Here is a 20,332-nt window from a genome sequence, read left to right as displayed (position 1 = left end):
CTCTCCGGCGCCCCGCGAGTTTCGACGCGCGCAGAGGCGGAACTCGGCGCCTGCCGTGCCCACGTGCTCGGCGTGATCGATGCTTTCCGGGAAATGGGTTGGACGGTGGATCCCTACGTGGTTGGCGATCGCGTGCCCGTGTCCTGGATTCGCGGTTCGGGGGGCATGCTGGCTTCGAGTCTGTCGCATCGTCTTGGTGCGGACATTGCGCGCTTCGCGCTCAATCAGTGGCATGCCCGCCGGGCATGGCGGGAGCTGCGGGGGCGCTGCGACTGGGTGTACGAGCGGGCGGGAGTATTCCAGGCGCTGGGGCGGCCGTTTTCCCGTGCCGGGATCCCGTGGATCGTGGAAAGCAATGCCCCGCTGCACCTCGAAGGCCGCCACGACCGGCCCAGCATCGGCGCCCAGCCGCTGGTACGGCGCTGGGAGCTTGGCGTCTACCGCGATGCAGACGCGATCGTGACAGTCAGTGCCACGCTGCGGGATATCCTGAGCGGCTATCCGGGGGTGGACGCGGGAAAGATACTGGTCGTTCCCAATGGCGTCGATACTCGGCGATTCGATCCGGAGCGGGTCGTGCCGCAGCGCTTTTTCCCTGGGCCGACCATCGGCTTCGTCGGAACCCTGTTTCATTGGCAGTGGGTCGAGACGCTGTTGAGCTGCGTCGCCGAGCTCAGAGTGGAAGGGGCGGTCCGCTGGTCGGTGGTGATCGCGGGACAGGGGCCGCAATACGCGGCCTGTCGCGCTGCGGCAGAACGCCTGGCACTGGGGCCGGATGCGGTCCGGTTTCTGGGGCAGGTGCCCTGGAGCGAGGTGCCGGCGGTCATCGCCGGGACCGAGATCGGTTACTCCGGCCAGTCCGTGCTGCACGGCGGCGCGATGTACAATTCGCCATTGAAAATCTACGAATACATGGCCATGGGCAAGCCGGTGCTGGCCTCGGCCTTCGAGGACGCGCAGCGCAGCATCACGCACGGCGAGACCGGATTTCTTTTCAGGGGAGGCGACCGCAACGCGCTGAAGCAGGCGCTGCGCGAAGCGTGGCATGCGCGCGATCGGCTGAAATCGATGGGCCGCCGCGCTCGCCAGCGTACGGTTGCCGAGCACGGGTGGGAGCAGCGGGTCCGCGCTATCGTGACTGGTGTCGCGGATCTGCTGGAGCGGCGTCCTGCCTGAGGCGGCGGCTGTCGATGGACCAGAACCGGAATCCTGCCCCACTGACCACTTTCGGGAAGGCATGGCGACTGCTTACGCCGAGGGAGCGCCGGCGCGGTCTGCTGGTGCTAGCGATGGTGATCACCATGGCGCTGCTCGAAATGGCGAGTCTCGCATCGATCATGCCGTTCCTCGCCGTGCTGGGTAACCCGGAACTGGTTGAGACCAACCGCGTGCTCGCGTCGGCTCATGAACTGCTGGGTTTCGAGTCTGTGGACCGGTTTTTGGTGGCTCTCGCACTGGTCGCGTTCGTGGTCATCATTACGGCGGGGGCTTTCCGGAGCCTGACCAAGTTCGCCATCGCGCGGTTCACCGAGATGCGCAGGCACAGCCTCGGCTCCCGGTTGCTGGAGACGTATCTGGGCAAGCCGTACCCGTTCTTTTTGAACCGGAACAGCGCGGATCTTGCCAAGAGCATCCTTTCCGAGGTCGACCAGATCGTCTGGTACGTCTACGGACCCGCCTTCCGTGTACTCGCCTACCTGGTGGTCAGCCTGGCGATCATCGTGCTGCTGCTGGTGATGGATCCGACGCTGGCACTGACCGTGGCTACGGTTCTCGGCGGGGCCTATGGTCTGGTGTTTTTCGTCGTCAAGGGGGTGCTGGGGCGTATCGGCCGGGATCGCAGTGCGGCGAACCGCGAGCGCTTCACGACCGCCGGCGAGGCGCTGGATGCGATCAAGGAGATCAAGCTGTTGCGCCGCGAGCACAGCTACCTGGCCCGCTTCGATCCGGCGTCGATGCGGTTTGCGCGTCACCAGGCCACGGCAACCACGCTGGCCGAGGTGCCGCGTTACCTGATCGAGGCGTTGGGGTTCGGGGGTATCCTGGCGCTCGCGGTGTTCCTGATGCTGAAGGACGGCGATATGGGTAGTACGCTTCCCTTGCTGGGGCTCTATGCCTTCGCCGGGTACCGGCTGCTTCCGGCCGCCCAGCAGATCTACGAAGCAATGTCGCGCATGCGCTTCGGTGCGGCGGCGGTCGATGGTGTCTTCGACGATCTGAAGGATTGGGAGCGCCTGGGGGCCATGCGGGCTGCAATACCCGCGCTACAGCCGCATCGAAGCATTGAGCTGCAGGGCGTGTGCTTCCGCTATCCCGGTGCGGCCGAGGCGGCTCTGCGGGACATCGACCTGAGCATCCCGGTGGGGGCCACGGTCGGGCTCGTGGGCGGTACCGGCGCGGGCAAGACGACTCTGGTGGATATTCTGCTGGGGCTGCTCAGACCGACCGAGGGCGTACTGGCCGTCGACGGTGAACCCGTCAGCGACGAGACGTTGCTGGCCTGGCAGGGTGCGCTGGGTTACGTACCTCAGGATCCGGTCCTGACCGACGCGACCGTCGCCGAGAACATCGCGCTCGGCGTGTCTGCGCAGGAGATCGATCCAGCTGCGGTGGAGAGAGCGGCCCGGATGGCGCAGGTTCACGATTTCGTTACCGACCAGCTGCCACAACAGTACCAGACGGTGATCGGGGAGCGGGGAGTTCGCCTTTCCGGCGGGCAGCGCCAGCGCATAGCGATCGCCCGTGCGTTGTACCACGATCCGGCAGTACTCGTGCTCGACGAGGCCACCAGCGCACTCGACAACCTGACCGAGCAGGCGGTGATGGACGCCGTCAACGGGCTCAGCCACCAGAAGACGATCATCCTGATCGCGCATCGGCTCAGTACGGTGCGGGATTGCGACAAGATCGTGCTGCTGGAGCAGGGACGTATACGGGCGCAGGGCAACTTCGCCGACCTGGCTGCAGGCAGCGAGGGTTTCCGGGCGATGGCGGGTGCGCACGGACCGCACTCGGCGGCGAACGGTGCGCGGCAATGAGCGAAGTGCAGCGGGATCGGGATCCGCGGGTATACGGTCGGCAGGCCGCCTGCTAAGGCCCGCCGCAACAGCCCGGGCGAGTTGTGGGGCGGGCGTCGCAGCTGCCTTCCGGTGCTCCGCGCGGCGTGCCGGTCCCGCGACGATCGGATCAGTCGGAGTCGCCGAAGACCTCGCGCAGCAGGTCGGTGGTGCGTGCTGCGGGATCTGCGCGGATCTTCTTCTCTTCCTCGGCCAGCAGCACGAACAGGCCGTCTACCGATTTGCGGGTGACGTATTCCGGCAGGTCCAGCGCGTCGGCGGTCTCGAGCGCTGGCAGCCGCTGCTTCGCCTGTTCCGATAATTCGCTGAATGCGGCGGTGACGCCCTGTTCCTGCATCGAGTCGGCGATGATCGGGCGGAATTCATCGGCGATCCGGTCGCCTGCGCGCCGGCGCAGGAATCGGGTTGCGCCATCCGGCGAGCCGACGAGGATCGAGCGGGCATCGTCGATGGTCATTTCGCGCACGGCATCGGCAAGAATGCCGCCCGCCTTCGGGGCTGCCTTCTCGGCAGCACGGTTCATGCTCTTCTCGAAGGCATCCACCTGCCGGCCCAGCCCGATGCCGCGCAGCATGCTGCTGGCATCGTCCAGAAGCCCGGGCATCGGGATCCGGATGGCCGGGTTGCCGAGGTATCCGTCGGTCTTGGACGCCGCCTCCACCGCCCGTTGACTGCCGATCGCCAGCGCCTCCTTCAGGCCGGCAGCGAGCGTCTCGTGTTCCACCCCGACCGGAACCGAGGGTGTCGCCTCGTCGGTTGCGGGCTCGGAAGCAGGTGGCACGACGGGAAGGGTGCCCTTCAGGCGGTCCGCCCAGGGCGCTTGTGCCGGGGCGAGGGTGGGAAGTGCGCCCAACGCGCAAACCAGGGCGATAGCGCCGGCCAATCGGTATCGAGCATTCATCGTATCGTCCACCGTTGGTTGCATCGCCGGCGCGCGAACCGAGGGCCGGCGGGTCGACAGCAGGAGCATCGCTTCCCGGCAGCCGGCGAAGCCTGGCCGGTACCCGGAAGCACATGGATATGCAGATTGGCGCAAAGACGGCTACGGGTCAATCGTGCGTGGCGACGCCGCAACGCGACCGCATAGGCGTGCGTGGTGGCGTCAGCTACGACTACGATAGCAACGGAACCCGATCCAAGACGGGAACGCGCCCGGTGCGGGCGGTGTGATTCGCGGCACAGCCCGGGGTACAGGGAAAGGAAAACAGGCGCTGAAACGCGCCTGTTGGCAGGGGAATGGTGGTGGAGCGGAGGAGGATCGAACTCCCGACCTTCGCATTGCGAACGCGACGCTCTCCCAGCTGAGCTACCGCCCCAATCCGCGTATCATAACAGGCCTGGGCCGGGTGGGGGAAGCACCCGTGGGTTCCGGCGAGACGTGAGCCAGAACGGGGCGCGATCATCGGTCGCAGTGCGGTCAGGATGCGCCGCCGATTGGATGGCGGCTGGCTGTCGTCCTGGGGCTCCGGTCTAACTACCATGGCCTATGTGGCCACCCCCGATGATGAAAGACGCGTAGGGCGGAAAAGGCCGAAGGCCGTCATCCGCCAGCTGGCGCCCGGATTGCCGCGGGCGCCTGGGCACTGCGAACGCCGTACGGCGGATGACGCTGCGCTTTTCCGCCCTACGGGTCGCCCGGGACGCGACGCGGGTTCTTTCACGCTACCCTGGTGCCAGGATCAGCGCCGCCAGCGGCGGCAGATCGAGGCGCAGGGTGTGGCTGAAGCCGCGCAATGGCTGGGGCTCGGCCCGGGCCTGCCGAGAGCCGCGCGAGCCGCCGCCGTAGAACTCGGAGTCGGTGTTCAGCCGAACCGTCCAGAGACCGCCGTGAGGCGCGGGTATTGCGTAGTCCTCCCGCGGAACCGGGGTGAGGTTCAGCACGACGATCCATTGCGAATCGCCTCCGCGCCGCAGATAGCTGAGCACCGAACGGCTGGCGTCGTCGCAGTCCAGCCAGGCGAAGCCCTCGGATTCGAATTCGAGGGCATGCAGCGCAGGCTCCTCCTGGTACAGGCGGTTCAGGTCGCGCACCAGCGTGGTCATGCCCTGATGCAGCGGGTACTGCAGGACATACCAGTCGAGTTCGCGGCTCTCGCTCCACTCGGTGCCCTGGCCGAATTCCTGCCCCATGAACAGCAATTTCTTGCCGGGGTAGGTCCACTGGTACGCGTACAGCAGCCGCAGTTGCGCGTGCTGCTGCGCCTCGTCGCCCGGCATGCGGCCCCGCAGGCTGCGTTTGCCGTGCACTACTTCGTCGTGCGAGAAGGGCAGCACGAAGTTCTCGGTGTAGGCGTACAGCATCCCGAAGGTCAGCTGGTTGTGATGGTGTTGGCGGTGGATCGGGTCCAGCCGGAAATACGCGAGCGTGTCGTGCATCCAGCCCATGTTCCACTTCATCGTGAACCCCAGCCCGCCGGTGTCCGGCGGCCGGCTGACGCCGGGCCAGGCGGTGGATTCCTCGGCGATCATCAACACGCCGGGGTGGTTGCTCTGGATGGTGCGGTTGAGTTCGCGCAGGAAGGCGATCGCATCGAGGTTTTCGTTGCCGCCGTATTCGTTCGGGATCCAGTCGTTGGCCTGGCGCGAGTAGTCGAGGTACAGCATCGAGGCCACCGCATCGACGCGCAGGCCGTCGATGTGGAAATCCTCGATCCAGCACAGCGCGCTGGACAGCAGGAAGTTGCGGACCTCGGAGCGCCCGTAGTTGAAGATCAGCGTGCCCCAGTCGCGGTGCTCGCCCTTGCGCGGATCCTCGTGTTCGTAGAGGGCGGTGCCGTCGAAGCGGGCGAGGGCGAATGAGTCCTTGGGGAAATGCCCGGGCACCCAGTCCAGCAATACCCCGATTCCGGCCCGGTGCGCCGCATCGACCAGATGGCGGAAGTCGTCGGGCGTGCCGAATCTCGACGTGGGCGCGAAGAATCCGGTGCTCTGGTAGCCCCAGGAGCCGTCGAACGGGTGTTCGGTGACCGGCAGCAGTTCGATATGCGTGAACCCGCGGTCGCGTACGTAGGGAATCAGCTCGTCGGCGAGTTCGCGGTAGCCGAGAAAGCGCCCTTCGTCCCCGCGCTTCCAGGACCCGAGATGGACCTCGTAGATGCTCATCGGCCGGTGCTTCCACGCGAGCGGGTCGCTGCGCCGCTGCAGCCAGGCGTCGTCATTCCACGGATAGTCGCGGCTGGTGAAGACGCGGCTCGCGGTATTCGGGCGTATCTCGAAAAATGCGCCGTACGGGTCGCTTTTCACGAAAATGTTTCCGGACTCCCGGTTCCGGATTTCGAACTTGTACAGCGCTCCGTCGGGCAGGCCGGGGATGAACAGCTCCCAGACTCCGCTGCCGCCGTGCACCGACATCGGATGGCAGCGGCCGTCCCAGTGGTTGAAGTCGCCGACGACACTGACGCGCTCCGCGCCCGGCGCCCAGACCGCGAAGCGGACCCCGGCGATGCCGTCGCGATGTTCCGGGTGCGCTCCAAGCATGCGGTGAGCGTGCCAGTGGCGCCCCTCGCCGAACAGGTGCAGGTCGAACCCGGAAATGTTCGGGGCAAAGCTGTAGGGGTCAACCGCCTGAAACGTGCGGCCGTCACCCTCCGACCAGACGATCGTCGGATGCAGGGGGCAATCCGCAAGAGGGCCGGTCCAGGTGAACAGGCCGGGCAGGTCGGGGCTTGGGATCATCGGTTCGCGGTGTGCGGCTCCGGCATCGGCCGCGCCACACAGCAGCCAGGCCTCGCGCGCCCGCGGCAAGAAGCTGCGGCAACAGACCGTCTGGTGGTCCACTGCGTGGCGCCCCAGAAGCCCGTGCGGATCGTGCCAGCGGGCAGTGCCGAGACGGGCGATCGGATCGCCGGAAGGACGGATGCAATTGTGCAGGGCTGTTGTCATACTGACGGCCGCTCGCCTGGGGGTCTTCAACGACGATACCGGTAGACTGATGACCCGGTCCAGTTGGGTGCGGGCAATGATACAACCAAAGGACGCAAGGGTTACCGTATGAATCGCCAACCGCAACGCTTCGTCAGCCGTCTGACCCGGGAAACCCTCGCATTGATTCTCGCGGGAGGCCGGGGTTCGCGGCTCAAGCACCTGACGCTGTGGCGGGCGAAGCCCGCGGTGCCGTTCGGCGGCAAATTCCGCATCATCGATTTCCCGCTGTCCAACTGCATCAATTCGGGGATTCGCCGGGTCGGCGTGCTGACCCAGTACAAGGCGCATTCGCTGATTCAGCATGTCCAGCGCGGCTGGAGCTTCCTGCGCGGTGAATTCGGCGAGTTCATCGAGCTGCTCCCGGCGCAGCAGCGGATCGAGACTTCCTGGTACGCGGGAACCGCCGACGCGGTGTACCAGAACATCGACATCATTCGCCAGCATGCGCCGGAATACGTGCTGATCCTGGCCGGCGACCACATCTACAAGATGGACTACGGCCAGATGATCGCCTATCACGTCGAGAGCGGCGCCGACATGACCGTGGGCTGCCTGGAAGTGGACCGCGACCATGCGCGTGCCTTCGGCGTGATGGCGGTGGACGGCGACGGCCGGGTGACCGATTTCCTGGAGAAGCCCGACGATCCTCCAGAGATGCCCGGCAAGCCGGGGACGTCGCTGGCGTCGATGGGCATCTATGTGTTCAACACCGCGTTCCTGTTCGAGCGCCTGATTCGCGATGCCGACGACAGCCGCTCCAGTCACGATTTCGGCAAGGACATCATTCCGGGCATCATCGATCGCTATCGGGTGCAGGCCTATCCGTTCCGCGAAGGCAAGCAGGGGGTTCAGGCCTACTGGCGCGATGTTGGCACCATCGACTCCTACTGGCAGGCGAACCTGGAACTGATCGGCGTGACTCCGGAACTCAACCTGTACGACAGCGAGTGGCCGATCTGGACCTACCAGGAGCAGTGGCCGCCCGCGAAGTTCGTGTTCGACGACGACGACCGTCGCGGCATGGCGATCGACTCGATGGTCTCCGGTGGCTGCATCATCTCCGGCAGCACGGTGCGCCACTCGCTGTTGTTCTCGGATGTGCAGGTCGGCACCGGTTCGGTCGTGCAGGACTCGGTCGTGCTGCCCAGCGTGCATGTCGGCGAAGGCTGCCGCATCCAGCGCTGCGTGATCGACAAGGGCTGCCGCATTCCCGACCACACGGAGATCGGTGTCAGCGACGAGGAGGACGCGCGCCGTTTCTATATCTCGCCGGGCGGGGTGCGGGTCGTGACGCCGGAAATGCTCGGGCAAGTGTCGCGTTATGTCCGCTGAGGTGCCGGCGGCACCCGAGGTGGGCGGTGGGGAGACGGACGCGCAGCTCGACGTGGTGCTGTGCTGGCACATGCATCAGCCCCAGTATTTCGAGCGGGAACGGAACGTCTACGCACTGCCCTGGACCTATCTCCACGCCATCAAGGACTATTCGGACATGGCCGCGCATCTCGAGGCGGCATCCGACGCCCGCGTGGTGGTGAACTTCGCGCCGATTCTGCTCGAACAGATCGACGACTACGCGCGGCGCATCCGGGACCATCTCGATCACGGAGAGCCGATCCCCGATCCGGTGCTGGCGCTGCTGGCCGCGGATGCCGTCCCCGACGATGCGGCGGCCCGCGCCGAGATCATCCGTGTCTGCCTGCGGGCCCATGCGCCGCGGATGATCGAACCGATTCCGCTGTACCGGGCATTGGCCGACATCGCGCAACGCGCACTGGAAGATCCCGTGCTGCTGCGACACCTGGATGCGGGTTTCTTCCTGGATCTGGCAACCTGCTACCACCTGGCCTGGCTCGGCGCGACCGTGCGGCGCGAGCGGCCGCAGGTGCAGCACTGGCTTGAGCGCGAACAGGGGTTCGATCCGGGCATCCGGCGCGAACTGCTGCAGCTGATCGGCGAGGTGATCGCCGGCATCATCCCGCGCTATCGCCGGCTGGCCGAGCAGGGGCAGGTCGAGCTGTCGTTCACGCCCTATGCGCACCCGATCATGCCGTTGCTGCTCGATATCGAGTCCGCGCGCGAAGCGATGCCCGACATCTGGCTGCCGCAGTATCTGGAGTACCCGGGCGGCGAGGAACGCCTGCGCTGGCACATCGAACGCGGGATCGACGTGTTCCGCAAGCATTTCGGATTGGCCCCGGCCGGGTGCTGGCCTTCCGAGGGCAGCGTCAGCACCGCGGCGTTAAGACTGCTCGACGAGTACGGGCTGACCTGGACCGCGAGCGGGCAAACGGTGCTGGCGAACAGCCTCGCGGCCCTCCCGGGCGCCGACAAGGGTCCGCGCGATGGCTGGTTGCATCGCCCGTATCGGCTGGAGGGCACCGAGATGCTCGTGTTCTTCCGCGACGACGGGCTGTCCGATGCGATCGGTTTCCGTTATGCCGATTGGCATGCCGATGACGCGGTCGAGGATTTCGTTCACCATCTCGAGAACATCGTCGATGCACCGCCTGTCGGCGGGGTGGTCACGGTCATCCTCGATGGCGAAAACGCCTGGGAGTACTACCCCGACAACGGCTTTCATTTTCTCGACGGCTTGTATGCCCGCCTGTCGAAACATCCCCGAATCCGCTTGCGTACCTTTTCCGACGTGTACGCCAGCGGTGCCGAACAGGCTGCGGAACTGCCGTCTGTGGTGGCCGGCAGCTGGGTCTATGGCACCTTCTCCACCTGGATCGGCGACCCCGACAAGAATGCCGGCTGGGACCGGCTGATCGAGGCGAAGCAGGCGGTCGATACCGCGCTGTGCCAGCATCCCGAACTGAACAGCGATGCCCTGGCCGAGCAGTTGGCGGTTTGCGAGGGGTCGGACTGGTGCTGGTGGTTCGGTGCCTACAATCCGGCCGGGTCGGTCAGCGATTTCGAACTGCTCTACCGGCAGCATCTGGCCGCGCTGTACCGGCGTGCCGGGCTCGCGGTGCCGCCGGCGCTGTCGCTTGTGCTCTCCACCGGCGGCGGCGAGCCCGATGCGGGCGGTACGATGCGGCGCGGGCAGGCGCACTCGTGAGCGTGTCCGACGCGCCGGCCAATCGACTGCTCGAGAAGCGCAGATCGGGCATTCTGCTGCACCCCACGTCGTTGCCCGGACCGGGTCCGGTCGGACGGCTGGGCACTGAGGCGCGGCGGTTTCTCGATTGGATGGTGAGCGCCGGATTCAGCGTCTGGCAGATCCTTCCGGTCAATCCGCCGCAACAGGGCGGCTCCCCCTACGCGTGCATCTCGGCCTTTGCGGGCGATACGCGGCTGATCGACCCGGATCTGCTGGTCGACGCTGGGTGGCTGCCGTCCGGATCGGAGCGCTGGCCGTTGGGGCAGGCGTTGTCGGAGGCAAGGGCGGCGCTGGCGGCCGATGGCGGCGACGACTGGCGGGACTACTTGCAGTTCTGCCAAGACCAGGCTGACTGGCTGGACGACTTTGCGCTGTTCGTCGTGATCAAGCGCCTCGAGGGCCATCGGCCCTGGTGGCAGTGGCCGGATGCGTTGCGCGACCGCGCGGGTGGCCGGCTGGAGCAAATCCGGGCAGAGATGTCCGAGGCACTGGACGCGGTGAGGTTCGGCCAGTTCGTGTTCTTTCGGCAATGGCGGGCGCTGCGCGAATACGCTAACGCGCAGGATGTGTTGTTGCTCGGCGACATGCCGATCTTCGTCGCGCACGATTCCGCCGATGTCTGGGCGCATCCGGAGGACTTCGATCTCGATGCCGAAGGGCAGCCGAACACCGTGACCGGTGTGCCGCCCGATTACTTCTCGGAGACCGGCCAGCGTTGGGGCAACCCGCAATTCCGCTGGGACCGGATGAAAGAGGCGGGGTATTCATGGTGGCTGCGGCGGATCGAGTGGGCGCTGGCCGGCGTCGACGCGCTGCGGATCGATCATTTCCGGGGCTTCGAAGCCTACTGGTCGATCCCGGCCAGTGAGCCGACCGCGATCGCGGGTCGCTGGGAGCCCGGACCGGGTGCCGACTTTTTCGAGGCGCTGCTCGAGCGCTTTGGCGAGCTGCCGCTGCTGGCCGAGGACCTGGGGGTGATCACGCCCGAGGTCACCGCATTGCGGGACCGCTTCGGCCTGCCCGGAATGATGATCCTGCAGTTCGCGTTCGACGGCGGCGACGACAACCCCTATTTGCCGCAGAACCATGTGCAATGCGGGGTCGTCTACACCGGCACGCACGACAACGACACCACCGTCGGCTGGTTCGAAGCGCTGGAGCCGGAGCGCCGCGCGCATGTACTCGCGGTGCTGGGCGATCCGGCCGAGCCGATGCCCTGGCCGCTGGTGCGTGCGGCTCTGGCCTCGCCGGCGCAGGTCGCGATCATTCCGATGCAGGATGCGCTGGCCCTGGATGGCCGCCATCGGATGAACACACCGGGAACGAGCGACGGCAACTGGGCCTGGCGGTTCGACTGGTCGCAGGTGCCGGACGGGCGTGCGGAGGAACTGCGCCAAATGAACGAGGAAGCCGGGCGGGTGCCGGCGGGTGCTGGGGTGCGGTAAGACCGGGAGTGGCCAGACGAGTCAACGTTCGGGCTTGGTGCCTGCGTGGGGCCGGCGCTGAGGGGCCGCTTGATGCGGGCAGGCTCAGGAAACCTCGAGGAACGATTTATTCGGACGTCGCTTTGCGCTGCCGGCGCAGGCGCCGCAGCAGCCCCGAAATTGCTCGTAGCGCCCCGGTCATGCGCCAGGATCGGGAGTGGAGCATCGCGTGCAGCTGTTCCTCGTATGCCGCTACCCGTGCCTCGAGTGCGTTTGCGCGTGCGCGCAGTTGGCGACACTCGGTTTCGCAGGCACGCAGGCGCTCCGTTGTCGATGTGGTGCCGCGCAGGCCTTCCCCGATCGCTGCAGGAGCCAGGCGCGGCTGTAATTGCTCGGTCCAGGCGTCGACCAACAGCCCTTCCCGGCCCGACGCCCAGTGAAAGAATGCCTCGGCGTGTGAGACCGCGAGCGGCAACGACCAGGCCCTGCAGGCGTTCAGGCCCAGGATCCTCTCCTGGTACGCGTTCTGGTCGTGCTGGGACATGTAGCAGGCCATGGCTGCGGCCTTGTGTTGGGTCACCGGCGTGATGTCCACCAGGGTGCTGGCCAGCCCTTGAACGCTGATCTCGTAGCTCCAGGCCTCCGCATCGCAACCGCTCGCGCGCAATGCGGCCCACGCAAGCCCCGCGCAAGCCCGATGATCCGGATGCGGCTCTCCCGGGTGCGGAAAGAAGACCGCGCGGTAGGCTTGTGCCGAGAGCAGGGACGCCAGTTTCTGGACCAGATCCTCGGTTACTTCAAGGCCGCGGTCGGGAACCCGCCAGAATTCGATCTCAGCTCCCCCCAGCAGCGCCACGGCCGCGCGGGTTTCCGATTCCCGCCGATGCACCAGGTCGGCGCCCTCGCCTCCGCAGGCCCCGTCCGTGAGCACCAGCACCCGCACCGCTTGGCCGTTGCCTCTGGCCAGGGCCAGCGCGCCGCCCATGCCGAAGGTCTCGTCGTCAGGATGGGGTGCCAGCACCAGCCAGGGCCCGTCCGGCAGATGTCCGGGTTGGAACGGAAGGTAATCGGGTTCGCTCAGGATCGGTTTCACGGACGGGCTCGGTCGCCGCTTGGAGGAGCGTCGTCTAGTGCTGCCCGCAACAGGGTGGCGTGGGCGGCCTGGCTTCTGGTAAGCGAGAAACAGTCGGCGCGGTCGCGGCTGGCGCGGGACATGTGCGCACGTCTTGGGGGATCCTCGACCAGTTGGCAGATAGCAGTGGCCAGCGCGTGCGGGTCATCGGGCGCCACCAGCAACCCTGCCTCGCCCAGCACTTCGCGCGGCCCGAACGGGCAATCCGTGGCGATCACCGGGATCCCAAGCGCGGCCGCCTCCAGCAAAGTGTACCCGAAGCCCTCGTAGCGGCAGGTGTGGATGAAGACGCCTGCGCGCGACATCCAGCGCTCGGGCGTATTCGTGGCACCGGCAAAATGAACGCGGTCGGCGATGCCCAGCGCGCTAGCCTGGCGCGCGAGTGAGTTGCGTTCGGGGCCCTCGCCGACGACCACCAGCGGCCAGGGGACGTTGCTGAGCGCATATGCCGAGACCAGGTCCTCGAAACGCTTTTCAGCGGATAGCCGCCCCAGCGCCAGGACAAACTGCCCCGGCACGACGCCAGCCGGCAGTTCGAGCGGGCCTTGCCCCGCGCGCTCGGAACGGTGCCGGTCGATGCCGTTGGGGATCACCTGCAGCTGCGATGGTCTGCCAACGCCGTGGCGCAACAACTCGTCCCGGGTTCCGGAACCCGGAACGGTGATCGAGAACATTCCCCGTGCGGACCGGCGCAGTTGCCAGCGGATCCACCAGCGCCGCGGGAGGTTTGGCTCGTACGCCCGCAGGTGCTCGAAAACGGGCCCACGGAAGCTGCCAATGACACGCGCCGGTAGCCGGTGCCGGCGCACTGCCTGCTCGGCCACCGCAGCCATGTAGTGCATCATGCCCAGCACCACGTCCGCACCAATCGTACGGATCACGACCGCAAGGCGGTTGGCGTCGTGCCTGAGACGTCGTGGGGATCTGAACCAGCCGGCCATTTCCAGTGGGTCGGCGTCGATGATGCGGTCGGCCGCCTTGCTCCAGTGCGCATGCATCCCGCGCGGCGCCAGCACCACGACCTCGGTGAAGTCTGCACGCCCGAGACCGTTCAGTACGTTCAGCGTCGTTCGCTCGGCCCCGCCGAAGGTCGCGGCGAGATGAACGACCAGGAGAACCCGGTTGCGCCGGGGCGTTGCCGACTCCATGGTTCCCGGGCCCGTCAGAATACGTCGGTATCGCCAGGGCGGAAGCGCGGCGCGGGCGTCTCGCAGCGCCCCTCGGGCGTACGGATCCAGACGCAGACGATGCCGGTGGGTCGTACCTCTGCGCCCCGAACGCCGTTCGGAGTCCAGTCGGCGTCCCAGCGCAGCGCCTGCCGGCCCGCGTGGCGCGCCGGCGATGCCAGGCGGTCCAGCGCCGCGCGATCCGGGGCTGCGGCACCCAGCACGTCAACCACGGTCCAGTGGTCCGCTCCCTCTTCGACCACGAACCCCTCGAAACGCCGCCAGCCGGTTCGCCATACCCAGGTTCCGTAGGTGCGGGCGGGATGCGAGTCATACCTCCAGTGGAGGTATTCGGCACTGCGCCGGATGCCGTGAATCGTGCTGCGCCCGTTCAGGTCTGCGAGTTCCTCCGTTGCCGGCAGTCGCTTCAGCCGTGGCCACAGCCCGCGCGAGGGCGAGATGCCTTCGCAATTGCGCTGTGCGAGCGCCATTCGGTGCAGCGGGCGGTAGAAATCCAGTCGTTCGCCGAGCCGAAACGGCCGTTCTCCAGGAAAGCCGAAGCAGAAACCGCCCGGATATCGCGCATCGATCGCATTCTGCAGCGCACGCACGATCCCGCCGTAGGCGCCGCCCAGCGAAGGCGAACCGCGCATCGCCGGGTGCACCATCACGTCGCACCCGTGAATCCAGGGCGAGACTGACCCATGCACCCAGTCGTCGCGGTAGACCTGTGCGCCCATATGGGCTTGGATCTCGCCGTCGTCGGTGCAGCCGACGACGTTGATCGCGTCCAGTGCGGCTGAACGCCGGTATTTCCAACGCCAGAGTGCGGAGGGCATCGGCGCGCCAAATACCGTCGTGAAGAGTTGGCAGAGTGCCGGTACGTCTTCGGGGTGAGCCTGTCGAAAGTGCAGCCGCCGCCTGGCAGCTACCGATGCGTCGACAAGGTTCGCAGCGGAAGGCGCGTTCATTCGTTCGGACTCGGCGCAGCCGGTGGCACGGGTGCCCCTGATTTCCCCGGTTCGACTCGCCAGTGATAGGGCAGGCGCATGATACCGAGTTGGGCATCACTGCGTCGGACCACGACGTTGTCGATATAGCGTTCATCGATCTCGATCAGCGCTTCGTCGTCCCAGACGCGGAGCTGCAGACTGTAGATCCCGCCCAACAGCGGCACCGACGGGAAGGCCAGCGTGCCTTGCTGCGGTCCCTGGCAGGGTGCATCGCCGCGGAACTGGGTTCCGACCACGGCCAGTCCGCGGCCCGAATCGAGTTTCAGCGACACGGACACGTGGTAGCGCACATCGGGATCCGTGTCCGTGCTCCAGCGCACGACCAGGTCGTCGCCTTCCGACATGGGTTGGGGGGTCAGCAGCGTGAACTCGTCGATGCGCACTCGGGTCTGCGCGCGGTTCCCGGTCCCGAGGCGGTCATCGTCCGACAGGGCCAACTGTTCTGCTTCGTACCGGGCCATCACATCGGCAGGTGTTCCGAGCATCCTGACGCGCCCCTGGTCGAGCCACAGCACCCGGTCGCAGAACTGCTCGATCTGATAGCGACTGTGCGAGCAGAAGACGATCGTCTTGTTTGCGCGGCGGAATGCGGTCATGCGGTCAATGCACTTCTTCTGGAAATGCAGATCGCCGACCGCTAGCGCCTCGTCGACGATCAGGATATCCGGATCCAGCGACGCCACGAGCGCAAATGCCAGGCGGACCTTCATCCCGGTCGAGTAGGTGCGCAAGGGCTGGTCGATGAACCCTCCGATTTCCGAGAATGCGATGATCTCGGGGATGCGCGCGCGCACGAAACGCCGGTCGAGGCCCAGGGTGTCGGCATAGAAGAAAATGTTCTGCAGGCCCGAGAACTCCGGGTGGAAGCCGACACCGAGTTCAAGTAGACCGAGCACCGTGCCATGGATCTCCATCTCCCCGGAACTCGGCTGGTGCGACCCGACGAGCAGGTGCATCAGCGTGCTCTTGCCGGCTCCGTTCGATCCCACGATTCCCAGCGATTCGCCGGTGTAAACGTCCAGATCCAACGGCGCGAGCGCCGTGAACTCCTGATGTCGCTTCCTGCGGCTCACAAGCTCCAGCAGTCGGTCGACGGGCTGGGCGTAGACCGCGTAGGTCTTGCCGACACCTCGGAGACGGATCGAGGTGCTGCGCGTGGCGTCGGTCGTTGACATCATCAATTCAAGAGGCTGGCGGGGGAAGGCCGGAAGCGGCCGGTGCACGGGTCAGCAAGAGTCGCGCCCGAACAGCCCCGAGATCCACCTCCCGGTGCGGAACAGCGTCCCTGTGGCCGCATGCCGTCAACGGCTGGCGCGCGGACCGAAAATCAGCCAGAGGATGAACCCCAGCAGCGGGAGCAACACCAGTACCACGATCCAGACGACCTTCGCCGCCGTCGATGCGCGGCTCTGCACCGTGCTGACGATTGCCCAGATCACCAGCACCAGCAGCACAAGGCCCAGCAGGCCGGAAACTTCAATCATATTTTAAAGTCCGCTCTATAAACTATTGTATACGCATGGTTCTTGTGTGCCCCCGATCGCTGCTGAGTACAGTGCGTCAGCGACCGAGCCATTGCAGTGCGCGCCGGCGGGCTTCATCGAGGCTTTCCCGGTCCATCTGGGGCTCGAGTTCCTGGCGGACCCGCTCTGCCGACGGATTCCCGCCTGCTGCGGCCAGGCTCGCCCACTTGTAGGCTTCGACGAGATCCAGCGGCACGCCCTCACCGCGCGCATGCAGCACCGCCAGCCAGTTCTGCAGTTCCGGATGCCCGCCTTCGGCGCCAATGCGAGCGTAGTGAATCGCGCGTGCGCGGTCGCGGCTGACGGACCCGAGGCCGTCCATGTAGATGCGCGCCAAGTAGTAGGCGGCACCGGTAATGCCATCGTCGAGTGCGCGCGCGAGCAGGTCACGGGCCTCGGGCGCTGGATCGGGCTGGACATTGGCCGATGCATCGGCGATCAGTACCGACGCCAGCGCCAGGCGCGCCTTGCTGTCGTCGCGCTCGGCAATCACCCGCCGGAACCACTCCTCTCCCCGGGCCCTGTCGGGCTCGACTCCATGCCCCTGAAGGTTCATCCAGCCGAGCCGCAGGCCGTATTCGTTGTCGCCGGCCTCGTAGGCCTGGCGGTAATAGGTCATCGCGCGGTCGGGATCGGGCTCGACGCCCAGACCCTGTTCGTACAGCCAGCCGGCCGCGCCCATCGCCTCGACGGAACCGCTCTCGGCCGCGCTCTCCAGCCACTGCCGGGCTTCGCCCAGATCGGGCGGGTTCCGCTGCAGGTGCCGTTCTGCCTCGAGCCGCTGCTCCTCGGCATCCAGGGTCGCGGCGAGTTCCGTGGAATAGGACTTCGGGCCCGCCGCAGCCGGGGCCGACAGCACCAACAGGAGCAGGATGAGCAGAGCCGTGCGCATGGGTCAGATCCGGTACCTACGTGGGTCCCTTATGCTACCTTCAAAGGCCGCCCGATGCATGAAGGTTGATGGTCCGTGAAGGAGAATCCGCAGAGAACCGCCGCCGGATCGTCCGCTGCGGGCTGGTGGGTAGCGGCACTGTTGGCACTGCTACTGGTCGCTGCCGGGGGCTGGATCTGGTATCTGGTCTCGGCGCCCGCAGCGGCGCCCGCGCTGAGTGCAGCCGAGGAGCGGATCCTCGATGAAAAGCTGGACCGCCTGCGGGGCGTTGCGGGCGAAGGCCCGGACCGAACACCCGGAAACAGGGTCGCGCCCGGGGACGCCGAGCGGCCGGAAATCTACCGGGAGGACCCGGAGCGGCGTCGGATCGAGTTCAGCGAACGCGAACTCAATGGATTGATCGCACGTGATCCGGCGCTGGCCGGTCGAGCTGCGGTGCGGCTGTCACCGGGCCAGGTCAGCGCGAGCTTCCGGGTCGATCTGCCCGAGGAGATTCCCTTGTTCGGTGGGCGCAGGCTCCGGGTGCAAACCGGCCTGCAACTGCTGACGCGGGACGAGCGCGTGCAGGCCCGGCTGGTGGGCGTGAGCGTGGCGGGCGTGCCACTCCCCGACGCCTGGCTCGGCGGCCTCAAGGGCCAGGATCTGCTGGCCACCAGCGGCTTGGCCGCGCTGGGTGCAGGGATCGAGGCGCTGCAAGTCGACGACGGCCGCCTGGACCTGCTGCTGGCGCCCTGAACCGGCGCGGGGGTCAACGCCGTTCCAGGGTGCGCAGCGTTGCGGCGCCGTATGCGCGTGCTTCGCCGGATACGGTGACCTGCAGCGTCGACTGTCCAGCCTCCAGCGCGGGGGTGGCTTCGACCGTGTCTTGCGCCCGCATCGCGAGCATCGGCCGGGGGCCTGGCAGGCCGTCGTCGTGCAGGGTCAGTGCCTTGGGCACGATATGCGAGGCCCCGATCGCGGCCCCCATGTCCTGGGCGATGCGCTGCCAGCGGCCGATTGCCTCGAGCAGCAGCTCGCGGTGATGCTGCGCGCGCTTCTCCGGGCTCAGCGAGAAATGGATCTGGGCGATGGTCAATCCGTGCTGCTGCAGTTCCCCGGCGAGACCGGCGATCCGTTCGAAATCCCCGCCCTTGAGTTCGAGCACCTGTTCGACCTGCCAGGCTACGGGTTCGGTGCGGCTGCGGTCGCGATCATAGATCGGACTGGTCGAGTAGCGCAGCGTGCGCGTATCGATTTCGGGTTCACGCTCGAGACGGTCGAGCGCGGCGCGCATCCTGCGGTTGACCTCGGCCACCGCATCGCTCACCTCGGCGGCACGGCGTTCCACGCGCAACTGTACGGTCATTCGGTCGTTGTCGAAGTCTCCCTGGGCCTGGGCGGTGACGTTCAGCAGTGTCGAACCGTCGTCGGCCGGCGCGGTCAGCGGCAAGGCCAGCAGGGTGGCGAGCAGGGTGAGGGGCAGCAGAATTCGGGACATTCGAACCTCGGTTGGGTAGTTCTGCACGCAGGCAGTTGAAGTATAGGGGGGCGAAACCCTCCGGTTCTCGCGGGGGCGCAGGACGAGCGCCGTATGGTCGGGCTCAGAGCGCAAACAGTTCCGGGGGGTCATCGGGGACCACTACCAACAAATGATTTTCCGGAATGCTGTGCCAGCGTTCCGGGTCGGTCAGCGGTTCGGAGGCGATCACCACCGCGCCCTCGGGGAAGGATTCGTCGTCCAGCGTGTAGTAGAGGCTGGGGCTCGGATCGTTCACCGCGTGGCGGCTCGCCACCAGCCGTTCTCCGTCGGTCAGGATCACGTTGAACAGTGCCTTACCGGCGGGCTGCACGCTCGAGAAAGCTTCCATCAGGGCTCCTTCCAGGCTCAGGTTGTCGTCGTCCAGCAGCAACTGGCGGATCAGCGCGAACAGGTATTCGGAGTCGGTGGTGCCGAGGATCTCGGCCTCGACATCCGGATCGAGCAACTCCTGGATCTGGCGGCGCACCGAGGGGCGGAAACCCTCGATCAGGCCGTTGTGGCTGAACAACAGATCGCCGCTGGCGAAAGGCTGGGCGTTGACCACGTCTGCCCCGAAGCCCGGTGACGCACTGCGGACCGCTGCGACCCACAGGTCTGCGTACAGGTTGCGCGCCAGGTCACGCAGGTTGGGATCCTGCCAGATCGGCTCCGCGCGGCGGTAGACGACCGCGATGTCATCCTCGCCGTACCACCCGAACCCGAAGCCGTCTGCATTGATGCGGGCATAGCGCAGTTCCCCGGGTTCCGTGGCTTGGCGGAGCAGGCTGTGCGGCGGTCGCAACAGCAGATCCTGCAGCGGAACCTCCGGGCCAACATAGGCGAGATGGCGGCACATCCGGATGACCTCGGGGAGTGGGTGCGGCGACCCCATTCATGGTAGCGTTCCCGCCGGGGGCTTGCACGGACCGGCGTGGCGCCGCGAGCGGTTCCCGAGCGTCGATATGCGTTGATGAAGGGTCGTCCAGCAGATGAAGCAGCGATGAAGACACGGCTGGAACCGGGAGAGCGGTTACTGATCCTGATCCGGCATGCCCAGGCGGGCGACCCGGAGCGCTTTCTGCATGACACGGGTCGTCCGGACCGCGAGCGACCGCTGACCGCCGTCGGTGTCGAGCGCAACCGCGAGGCGGCCCGCGGCCTGGGCCGCCTGCTGAAGCAGGTGGATCACGTCTGGACCAGCCCGTACCTGCGAGCGCGGCAAACCGCGGAGGGGGTGGCGGAGGTCTTCGGCCGCCCGGTGGAGGCGCTCGAGGAGCTGGGTCCGCCCTGGCGCCGCGATCGCCTTTCCGCCTGGGTCGAGCCGCGGCTGCGGGTCGGGGAGAGCGCAGTGCTGGTCGGGCACGAGCCCGACCTGTCCGGGCTGATCGGGCACTGGCTCTGTGCCACCGGCGCGGCACCGGTGCCGATGGAGAAGGGCTCGGCCTGTGCATTGCGCTGCCGGGGGGCGATCACGCCGGGTTCGATGGAATTGCTCTGGAAACTTCCGCAGTACGCGCTGCGCAAGCTCTAACGGCTCACGCGGAAGCCGGCGTGGGCCGGACCGCAGCAGGGGGTAC

The 20,332-nt window shown here is 66.8% G+C and carries 17 protein-coding genes and 1 tRNA gene; 7 read left to right on the top strand and 11 right to left on the bottom strand.

Annotated features, from left to right (window positions below):
- Positions 1-72 precede the first annotated feature (72 nt).
- Both THITH_RS09755 and THITH_RS09750 read left to right on the top strand, forming a co-directional pair.
- Positions 73-1,176: a glycosyltransferase family 4 protein gene (locus THITH_RS09755; RefSeq protein WP_156925511.1), complete on the top strand. Its 1,104-nt coding sequence runs from the start codon at positions 73-75 to the stop codon at positions 1,174-1,176.
- A gap of 14 nt (positions 1,177-1,190) precedes the next feature.
- Positions 1,191-3,038, top strand: coding sequence for an ABC transporter ATP-binding protein (locus tag THITH_RS09750; RefSeq protein WP_006748295.1), 1,848 nt, complete (start codon positions 1,191-1,193; stop codon positions 3,036-3,038).
- A gap of 148 nt (positions 3,039-3,186) precedes the next feature.
- On the opposite strand, the gene THITH_RS09745 is transcribed toward THITH_RS09750, so the two are convergent.
- The 3 genes from THITH_RS09745 to glgB form a co-directional block, all read right to left on the bottom strand.
- A complete protein-coding gene (locus tag THITH_RS09745; protein ID WP_232222184.1) occupies positions 3,187-3,978 on the bottom strand; it encodes a DUF4197 domain-containing protein in 792 nt (263 codons plus the stop codon).
- Between the two features lie 339 nt (positions 3,979-4,317).
- Positions 4,318-4,393 (bottom strand) — tRNA-Ala (locus THITH_RS09740).
- 346 nt (positions 4,394-4,739) lie between these two features.
- Positions 4,740-6,959 (bottom strand): 1,4-alpha-glucan branching protein GlgB, encoded by a 2,220-nt coding sequence (gene glgB, locus THITH_RS09735; RefSeq protein ID WP_006748297.1) that lies wholly within the window; start codon positions 6,957-6,959, stop codon positions 4,740-4,742.
- A 108-nt stretch (positions 6,960-7,067) separates the two neighbouring features.
- Here glgB and glgC point away from each other — a divergent pair, with 108 nt between their 5' ends.
- Genes glgC through malQ form a run of 3 tightly spaced genes read left to right on the top strand, consistent with a single transcriptional unit; the run spans position 7,068 to position 11,552 of the window.
- Positions 7,068-8,333, top strand: coding sequence for a glucose-1-phosphate adenylyltransferase (gene glgC, locus THITH_RS09730; RefSeq protein WP_006748298.1), 1,266 nt, complete (start codon positions 7,068-7,070; stop codon positions 8,331-8,333).
- A complete protein-coding gene (locus THITH_RS09725) occupies positions 8,323-10,065 on the top strand; it encodes a glycoside hydrolase family 57 protein (RefSeq protein WP_006748299.1) in 1,743 nt (580 codons plus the stop codon). Before glgC ends, THITH_RS09725 begins: the two co-directional genes overlap by 11 nt.
- The gene (malQ, locus tag THITH_RS09720) at positions 10,062-11,552 is read left to right on the top strand and encodes a 4-alpha-glucanotransferase (protein WP_006748300.1); all 1,491 of its coding nucleotides are present in this window, start codon (positions 10,062-10,064) and stop codon (positions 11,550-11,552) included. Before THITH_RS09725 ends, malQ begins: the two co-directional genes overlap by 4 nt.
- Before the next feature lie 106 nt (positions 11,553-11,658).
- Here malQ and THITH_RS09715 read toward each other — a convergent pair whose 3' ends face one another.
- The 6 genes from THITH_RS09715 to THITH_RS09690 form a co-directional block, all read right to left on the bottom strand.
- Positions 11,659-12,624 (bottom strand): PIG-L deacetylase family protein, encoded by a 966-nt coding sequence (locus tag THITH_RS09715; protein ID WP_006748301.1) that lies wholly within the window; start codon positions 12,622-12,624, stop codon positions 11,659-11,661.
- Positions 12,621-13,811, bottom strand: a complete 1,191-nt coding sequence (locus tag THITH_RS17135) for a glycosyltransferase (RefSeq protein WP_006748302.1) — start codon at positions 13,809-13,811, stop codon at positions 12,621-12,623. The genes THITH_RS09715 and THITH_RS17135 overlap by 4 nt, the downstream gene beginning before the upstream one ends.
- A gap of 14 nt (positions 13,812-13,825) precedes the next feature.
- Complete coding sequence (locus THITH_RS09705; protein WP_006748303.1) at positions 13,826-14,800, bottom strand: GNAT family N-acetyltransferase; 975 nt, start codon at positions 14,798-14,800, stop codon at positions 13,826-13,828.
- Positions 14,797-16,017: an ABC transporter ATP-binding protein gene (locus THITH_RS17130; protein ID WP_025367454.1), complete on the bottom strand. Its 1,221-nt coding sequence runs from the start codon at positions 16,015-16,017 to the stop codon at positions 14,797-14,799. Before THITH_RS17130 ends, THITH_RS09705 begins: the two co-directional genes overlap by 4 nt.
- 126 nt (positions 16,018-16,143) lie before the next feature.
- Complete coding sequence (locus THITH_RS09695) at positions 16,144-16,326, bottom strand: PLDc N-terminal domain-containing protein (RefSeq protein ID WP_006748305.1); 183 nt, start codon at positions 16,324-16,326, stop codon at positions 16,144-16,146.
- A 76-nt stretch (positions 16,327-16,402) separates the two neighbouring features.
- Positions 16,403-17,257 carry a tetratricopeptide repeat protein gene (locus THITH_RS09690; RefSeq protein WP_006748306.1) on the bottom strand — a complete coding sequence of 285 codons (855 nt, stop codon included), beginning with the start codon at positions 17,255-17,257 and terminating at the stop codon, positions 16,403-16,405.
- 75 nt (positions 17,258-17,332) lie between these two features.
- Between THITH_RS09690 and THITH_RS09685 the strand changes: the two genes are divergently transcribed.
- A complete protein-coding gene (locus THITH_RS09685) occupies positions 17,333-17,992 on the top strand; it encodes a hypothetical protein (RefSeq protein WP_006748307.1) in 660 nt (219 codons plus the stop codon).
- A gap of 13 nt (positions 17,993-18,005) precedes the next feature.
- On the opposite strand, the gene THITH_RS09680 is transcribed toward THITH_RS09685, so the two are convergent.
- Together THITH_RS09680 and egtC are read right to left on the bottom strand one after the other, a co-directional pair.
- A complete protein-coding gene (locus THITH_RS09680; RefSeq protein ID WP_006748308.1) occupies positions 18,006-18,734 on the bottom strand; it encodes an SIMPL domain-containing protein in 729 nt (242 codons plus the stop codon).
- A gap of 103 nt (positions 18,735-18,837) precedes the next feature.
- On the bottom strand, positions 18,838-19,611 hold the full coding sequence (gene egtC / locus THITH_RS09675; protein WP_006748309.1) for an ergothioneine biosynthesis protein EgtC: 774 nt from the start codon (positions 19,609-19,611) through the stop codon (positions 18,838-18,840).
- Between the two features lie 144 nt (positions 19,612-19,755).
- Here egtC and THITH_RS09670 point away from each other — a divergent pair, with 144 nt between their 5' ends.
- A complete protein-coding gene (locus tag THITH_RS09670) occupies positions 19,756-20,286 on the top strand; it encodes a SixA phosphatase family protein (protein WP_006748310.1) in 531 nt (176 codons plus the stop codon).
- Positions 20,287-20,332 lie beyond the last annotated feature (46 nt).

Source organism: Thioalkalivibrio paradoxus ARh 1, from assembly GCF_000227685.2.
Classification (GTDB): domain Bacteria; phylum Pseudomonadota; class Gammaproteobacteria; order Ectothiorhodospirales; family Ectothiorhodospiraceae; genus Thioalkalivibrio; species Thioalkalivibrio paradoxus.
The sequence above is the reverse complement of the archived record's forward strand: the minus strand, read 5'-3'. Positions and strand labels throughout refer to the sequence as shown.